This is a genomic window from Streptomyces sp. NPDC004721, assembly GCF_053601495.1.
The window spans coordinates 19697-27581 of record NZ_JBSGBZ010000080.1 but is presented as its reverse complement, the minus strand read 5'-3'; the positions used below and the strand labels follow the sequence as shown (position 1 = coordinate 27581).

3 protein-coding genes are annotated in these 7885 nt (G+C 72.4%); all 3 read left to right on the top strand.

The window, feature by feature from the left end; translation table 11 throughout:
• Positions 1-390 precede the first annotated feature (390 nt).
• From ACWEK3_RS38360 to ACWEK3_RS38350, 3 genes are read left to right on the top strand one after another with little or no spacing between them, the layout of a single operon-like run.
• Entirely contained in the window at positions 391-1584 is a 1194-nt protein-coding gene (locus ACWEK3_RS38360) for a restriction endonuclease-related protein (RefSeq protein ID WP_453251844.1), read from the top strand.
• Complete coding sequence (locus ACWEK3_RS38355; RefSeq protein WP_453251843.1) at positions 1581-4949, top strand: hypothetical protein; 3369 nt, start codon at positions 1581-1583, stop codon at positions 4947-4949. Before ACWEK3_RS38360 ends, ACWEK3_RS38355 begins: the two co-directional genes overlap by 4 nt.
• On the top strand, positions 4946-7702 hold the full coding sequence (locus ACWEK3_RS38350; RefSeq protein ID WP_453251842.1) for an RNAseH domain-containing protein: 2757 nt from the start codon (positions 4946-4948) through the stop codon (positions 7700-7702). Before ACWEK3_RS38355 ends, ACWEK3_RS38350 begins: the two co-directional genes overlap by 4 nt.
• Positions 7703-7885: the final 183 nt, after the last annotated feature.

Below are 7885 nucleotides of genomic sequence, written 5' to 3'. Positions count from 1 at the left end.
ACACCTCGAAGCGTGAAGAACGGCCGTCCTGCTGTCCCGGGAACGAACCAAGATCAGCGGGTCAGGTGAACCGCCGAGGTTAAACATCAAGCTTAAGCCTTATATCCGGATTCCGCCTTCTCATCAGGACGGATCGGGCCGAGACACCCGATCAGGGCCCGCGCAGCTTCCGCGTCGTCTATGGAGCGCTGTTGGGGGCACGACGCTGCCGACCCCGATCCGGAGGCAGCCGGACACCAGTCCGTCACGAAGACCACCGCACCGCGCACGTCGGATCGGGATCACCGGATCGAGGGAAGGCCCCCGAACTCCCGTGCCCTCCCACAGGGCGGAGGGGTTGAGGTTGTGGCATGGGCTCAATGCGGTGGGGGGAGGACCGGGGTGTCGGCGGTGGCCGGGACGGCAACGGCCGTTCAAGAACTCGACGGGGATCAGCGCGCAGCGCTCGACGCCTGCGTGGTCGCGGCCCTGGCCTTGAGCAGCAGTGAGGGCGAGGCACAGGGGCGGATGCGGCTGCTGATGGAGTGCCATGGTCGCTACGTGCGCTCGTTCGGGGTCCTTGAGCAGGCACCGTCGTACGAGGTGTTCGCCCGTCGGCTCCGCGGAAGCCGGGTGGCCGACCTTCTGCCGGGACGGCCCCAGGGACCAGTGCTCGGCAAGCTGTGGCTGCTCGATGACGACGGCATGCCCAGCTCGGCGCTGCACCGGCTCGCGGTGGAGGCCTCTGAGCACGGCCACCAGGCCCCGGGGATCGGTGCCGACATCCGCCATCTGCACAGCCTGCTGCGGGCGGTAGGGATGTTGCCGGTGAGTACCGGGCTGTCGCGGATCTCCGGCGAGACCGTCCAGCACGCCGTCTTCCGCGCGCTGAGGGCCGCCGGCTTCGAGGCGTACACCCGGGGCCGGGAGGCGATGGTCCGCACGCCCGTCCTGACACGGCGCGTTTTGTCCCGGAACACCGCGTTGGTCGAGCTGGGCGCGTACACCGGTGTCTCCCCGACGCGGCAGTTCGGCGGCCTGTGGGCAGCGTGTCCGATGTGCAGATGGACGATGCGGGCCACCTACCGCCCCAACGGCGTGGTGGACGTCGAGTGTGAGGACGAGCGCCACAGCCTGCTGGGCGCCCGGTACCGGGCCGAGCCGACTGCGGTGGAGGGCTGGCGCCTGACCCCGTGCGGCGAACTGCGCACCCTGCCGGAGCTGCTGCCCGTGGAGGGCTACGTGGCGTTGCCCTATGCCCTGTGGCTGTGGGTGACGCTCCCGGGCCTGCTGGAGGTCGAGCTGCGCGACCGGCTGGTCGCCTTGGGCGCGGAAGTGCGGCTGTGGCCGTTCGGCGACGCCTATGACCTGCATGTCACTCGTCCCGGCCGGTCCAGGGCGTGGCACGTCGACGTCAAGACCTGGGCCGACCCCTACGGGCTGGCCCAGAAGCTGCGCGAGGATCCCGAGGGGCCCGGCGAGCTGTGCGTCGTGGTGCCTGAGCACCTGCGGGGGTACCTGCCGCTGCTGCGCCGGGTGGTGCGCGACAGCGGGGCGCGCGTGCTGACCGATGCCGACCTGGTGGCGGAGGTGGAGGGGGCGTGAGCAGGACGCTTGCCGGGGCTCTGGCCTTGGCCGAGTACCTTCTTCCCGCCCGGTTCCGCGACGGGCGGCAGGTGGTGCGCGTCGCGGACGCCCATGTCCTGCTGAGCGGGCACGCGCCGCGTGCCGTGGCGGACTGGGAGCAGTGGTCGGAGGCGGACAAGCAGCGCCTCGGCGCGCTGTTGGGCACCCGCCATCGGGGGGAGGCGCTACTGCACCACGTCGAACGGACCGTCTACGACGTCTTCCACATCCCCGACGCGGACGACCCGCTGCCCGCTCTCTACGCGCTCGGGTACAGCGAGCGGGGGCGGGCGCTTGAAGTGCTGCCGGCTCACGGGCAGGACCCTTCGGACGTCGCCGAACGCCTGCTCGCGCCGACCAGGCGTCGGCGGCTGCTGCGGGTCGCGAGCGGATCGGGCTGGTCGGCGCCGACATCGCGTGGGCGGGTCCAGCTCGCTTTCCCCGACGAGCAGGGGGTGTACAGGCCGCCTCGGGTCGTGACCGCGCCGTCGGTGGAGTTGGTGGTGGACGCCGATGAGCTCGGCTGGCAGAGTCGGGACACCGACCAGGACATGACGGGCCCGGCCTTCCGCGAGAAGCAGATCGCGCTGCTGCTGCGCGGGACCATCGGTGGCGGGCAGCGCCCCCTGGAACCTGTCGTCCTGCCGCCGGGCCGGATGCACCTGCTGAGCGCGCCCCCGGGCGTGGGCAAGAACGTCTTCGGCCGGGGGCTGGCGATCCAGCAGGCCGGCCTGGGCCGCACCACCGTGCTGGTGGTCAGCGACAACGGCGACGTCTACGGCGAGGCCTCCACCTTGCAGCAGGAGCTGCGGGCGGCGGGCGTCAAGGAGACGGCCACGCCGTTCATCGCCCCCAACAGCCGTTACAACTTCGCGCTGCGCTCCGCCGCGAAGCTGGAGGGCACCGGGGTGCCGCTGGCGCAGGCCTCGGCGAGCATCGCCTTCCTCGTCAACAATTCCGCCTACGGGTGCGCCGCGCAGGCGCAGCTCGAGGGACGCGACGCCTTCGAGGCCGGCAGAGAGCCGTGCACGGTCACGGCGTCGGATGCTTTCGGCCAGCCGGAGCGGGCGCTGTGCCCGTATGTGTCGTCCTGCGGGAAGTTCTCCCACATCGAGGCCGCGACGACGGCCAGGATCATCGTGACCACCCACGCCTGCTTCCAGTCCGGAATGATCAAGGTCCCGGTGGAAGTCGACGGGGAGGTCCGCAACAGCATCAGCGTGCGGGAGTTCCTTCTGCGCCTGGCGTCCTATGTGGTCGTCGACGAGGTCGACGCCTACCAGTCGCGGGGGTTCGACGAGTGCGGCGTGCTGGAACTCGCGTCCCGCTCCCGCCCAACCACGGTGCTACGGCGCATTCGCGACAGCCTGCACCAGGCGCCGCCGCGGCTGGCGGTGGCCGTGCGCCGGCCTCTGACCCGGGCGGTGTTCCTGGCCGAGCAGCTGCTCGACCTAGTGGCCGGGGAGGAGGTCTGCACCGAGGTCGCCCAGGCGCGGGCCCTGGCCCGCGGGCAGGACCCGCGCCGGACGCGGCAGGTCCTGCAGGACCGCAAGCGCTGGTATCAACCCCATCAGTGGGACCGGCATCTGCTGGAGAACCTGATCGGGGTGGATCCCAAGGTCGCGGCCACCGCCGAGCAGGCCGACTGCCTGCAGGCCCTGCTCCCGCGCGTGGCCACCCGGCCGGGCGACCGCCCTTCCTGCGCCGTCCTGCCGGATCGGCTGCTGCCCGTCCCGGACGTGCTGGAGCGGATGCTCACGATCGACGAGGGCGGGGAGTGGCAGCTTGCCCCCCTCAAGGACGAACTGCGGGAAATCATCTCCGCCGCGCTGCCCGCCTTCTGCGCTGCCAAGGGCGGAGCCGACGGAGCACCTGCCGAGTCCACGGTGCCAGCGCAGCGCGGGCTCGACCGGCCGGAGCCGGTGCGGGCGCTCACGCGCACCGAGGTCACCGCGGGCGTCCTGCACGCGCTGATAATGAAGACGTGGCTGACGGCCATCGTCCACACGATGTTCAACCTGACGGACAGGGCCGGCGAACTCGCCGGGCACGGCATCGACGCGGCCTCCGAGCTCGCCGACGCGATCGGCCACCAGGGCGCCGGCACCGTCGTCCCGTTCGGGCCGCTGGGCCGCCAGCTGGGCGGGTTCCGCTTCGAGGGGCTGGACGATCCGGGCGCCCATGCGAGCTTGAAGATGGAGGTGCTGCGCGCCGACCCCCACACCGAGACACAGTTCCTCGGCAGCATCGTCTCCCTCGCCCTGAGCGGCCGCCAGCGTACTGTCCTGGGCATGTCCGCCACCGGCTTCATGCCGGGCGCGGCACGCACCCACCTGCTCGCTCGCCCCGACTGGGCGATGCCCGACACCCTCCGCGATGGTCTGACCATCTTCAACAGCACCCCCGTCGCCGACGGAAAGCTCTTGGCCGTCGGCAGCACCCCCTACCGCGAACGCGACCAGCGGGTCATCTCACTGGCCGCCGGCTACGCACCGGGCCTGGTGCGCGACCTGGACCGGCTTGCCGCGGAGGCGCGCACCCGGCATCGCGCGCGGGCCCTGATCACCGTCAACTCCTACCGGCAGGCCCGCCTGTTCGCCCAGACCCTGTACGACACCGCGCTCGCCCTCGGGCGGCGGCTTCGAATCTACGTCGCCGTCGCGGACACCCCCGACCTCTCTCTGCCGCCGGTCTGCGACGCGATCGGCCAGCTCACCCGCGACCGTTTCGCGGAGCTGGCGGACCTCGACGGCGAGGTGCTCATCTCGCCGCTGCCGCGCACCGAGCGGGGCTTGAACGTGCTGACCGTGTTCGAGGGCGTCGCCGTGTCGGCCATCACCCTGATCGCCATGGGTGTGCGGCCGGTCATGCCGGCCGACGACCCGGCGGTGCTGGCGGCCAGTGTCGCCGCCCGGGCTTGGCGCAACACCGTGCCCGGCGACGACCCCGCCGCCGTCCTGGCCCGGGCCCGCGCGGCGGCCGACGCGCACCTGCGCCTGAACCTCAACGCGCCCAAGCGCTTCTCCGCCCTGCCCGACGAGCTGAAGTACGAACTCGTCGCCACCCTCCTCGGGCAGAGCGTCCAGTTGGCAGGCCGCGGACGCCGCGGGCAGACCCACGTCGAGCTCCACTTCATCGACGGCGCCTTCCACGATCCCACCTGGGGATCCGACCTGCCCACCCTGATCCGCGGGCTGCTCGAGCAGTCGCCGCCGGACGACCTCGCCCAGCTCGGCGCTTCTTACGGCCACACCATCGAGGAAATCGCCGAGTACGCCCACGCCCAGCACCTGCTCCCCGCGCTGCGCGCGGGCTTTGACGCCTACCTGGGAGAGTACGCATGAGTCGCCCGCTCGACAGCGTCGCCCGCAAGCAGGCCCGCCTGCTGCAATTCCGCACCGCTCCCGCCGACCTGGGCGAGGTAATCGCCTACCGGCCCGACGCCCCCGTCATGGACCTGGCCATGGAGCTCTCGCGCGAGTACAAGCGCAACGTCGGCACCGGTCTGGACGTGCAGCCGCCCTACCGGGCGCTGGAGTGTGTCCTGCGTGCGGCGGCGGGCACCTGGGCGCGCTGGCAGTGGAACGACGGTTGCTACGAACTCCTGTGCGCGGCGCCGATCAGCGCCGAGGACCGGCGCGATGTGTTCCGCTACTGGGCCGAAGCCGTGGTTCCCGGCTCCGACGGCCGGCGCATCGGCGAACAGCTGGCCGAACTCCTCGCCCGGGCCGAGCCCCGCTCCGCCGTCCTGCCCCCGCCGCCGAGCACCGGCAAGCGCTCGCGCGGCTGGTGGCCGGGCGAACTCGCCCGCTGGCGCCTGGCCGAGGAACTCGCCGCCCTCGAGTGGCCCCGCAACAACGGCGCCCCCGTCCGTTTCGCCCTGTGCACCGACGGCCGCCTGGCCGCGATCGGTCACGAACTGCCCGCCGAACCCGACCGCAAGGGCATCGTGCGCCACCTGCTGCCCCGAATCACCATCGGCACCGCCGCCAGCGGGCACTCCCGACGCCACGCGCTGACCGTGAACGCCACCACCACCCTCCTCGCCACCTCCTGGAAGGGTGTCGCCACCGTCCTGCTGGCCAACCCCGACCAGCCGCTCGTCGTCGCCGCGGCCACCGACGGGCCGCCGTGGAAGCGCCGCCTGAACGTCCCTGCGGTCGCCGCCAGCCGCCGCCTGGCCGCCCTGCCCCGCCTGAGCGCGAACGTGCCGCCCTTCCCCGAACATCTCGCCGACGATGCCCTGGCCGATACCGCCCCGGGGCCGGTCTGGGCCGTCGCCCCGGCCAGCGTCCGTACCCCCGGCCTGGGCCGCGGACACGGCATGGAGTTCTTCCGCCGCGTCGAGGAGGCCATCGACACCCGGTGCGAGAAGTACAGCCACCGCAGCCCCGTGTTCATCGAGGTCCCCGGCATCAAGGTGCCGCCCACCGAGAGCGGCTCACGCGTCAGCGGACCGATCCCCCTCGAACGGATCCCCGCCGCCCTGGACGCCGCCGGCGTGGGCACCCTCCTCGTTCCCGTCCTGTGGAACACCGACGAGGTCCGCGCCCGGGTGAAGGCCGCGATCGCCGCCCAGTGGGGCCTCGGCGAGGACTGGAAGGCCGTCGAAGGCGTCGCCGAACCCGCCGTCGGCGGGCGTATCGAGGTCGTCTTCCTCCACGACAAGGCCAGTGCCCTCGGCCACGGACCGCGCACCAGCGCTGAACGCGAGCGGGACCTGGCGCAGATGCTCGCTCCCCACACCCGCGAGGACACGCTCGTCGCAGCGATCTGCGAGACCGACTGGGACCCCGAGCGCTGGTACCCGAGCGTCGAAGCCCGCGAGAAGGCCGAGGCCGAGGACGGCAAGTGGCCCTCCAAGCAGGCCCTCGCGCGCCTCCCAGCGACCTCCCAGTACATCAAGCAGGCCCCGCCGCCGGTCCCCACCCACACCCGGGAGGGCAAGCCCTACAACGAGAAGTACCGCGCGAAAAAGGTCGCCTCCCGCCAGAGCGGCCTCGACAGCTCGACCGCGAACGTGCTGCGCGAGATCCTCAGCGGCGTCGGCGCCACCGACCACCGCCTCGGTGCCGCGTTCGGCAAACTGCCGCTCGAGAACTGGTGGCACATCGGCATCCACGTCCGCCGCCACGCCCAGCGCCGCACACCCGGCAAGCGCCGCACCACCGAACCGGCGCCGATCACCGCAACCCTCGCCGCCATGCGCCCCACCGGCGGAAAGGACGCCCCCTGGCAGGTCTGGGCCTACAGCCCCCAGGCCGGGCAGTGGAAGCCCCGCAGCCCGGCCACCACCGCGCTGCACGCCGCCGACCTCGCCTGGGACGTCAGCGGATACCGCGCCGCCGCGGACGAGACACTCCAGGCCCGCGCCGCCGCGGACATCGTCGAGCAGGCCCTTATCGCCGCCCGCACCCAACTCCCCGCACCAGCCCCCGCGGTGCTCTACGTCGACGGCGACGCCGCCGAGTACATCTGGGCGGGCCTCACCGACGAAGCCCTGGGCCAGGACCCGCCGCCCGGCATGCCCCGGCCGGCGTCCTGGCTGCCCGGCCACAGCCTCCCCCGCGCCCAACGCCCCCTGGCCACCGTCCGCGTCATCGGCGACCTGGAACGCATCGGCCGCCCCACCGGGGCCCACATGCGCACCAGCGACGGCACCTGGCGCGCCACCGACACCACCAACAGCCTCTTCCAACTCGCCACCGACGACGGCGCCGTCACCTACCCCGACCTCCTACTCGTCAACGTCCCCCGCACCTGGGCCGCCGGCCCCGCCGGCCGCTTCGGCAAGGACGAGACACGCTTCGACAGCCCCAGCCAGAGCAAGAACGGCTACGCCCACACCGCCACCCGGTTCACCGTCATCGCCCAGAGCCCCGACGCCGACTGCGACCTCATCGGAGCCGTCGCCGCCGTCCTGACCAACCAGGGCATCACCTCCGACGTCCGCCAAAGCACCCCCACCCCCCTCCACCTCGCCCGCAGGATGGACTCCACCCACCCCTACTACCGCCGCACCGCGGAGAGCACCGAGGACGCCCCCGATGCCGCCGAAGACGGGAACACCGCGCAGGAGGAGACAACCAGCCTGTGACCCGAGGCTCGGTGGCACGGACGAGGAGACGGCCGATGCGCTGCAGGCCACGATCGGGATCCGGTCCTCGCCTTTCTCGGACTCGCCGCAGCCATCTGCTGCTACCAGCGATACGTCCGCCTCACCACGTAGGACACGGTCTTAGCTGGCGCCGGTCTGGGGGGCCGAACGCGGTTCGGCACC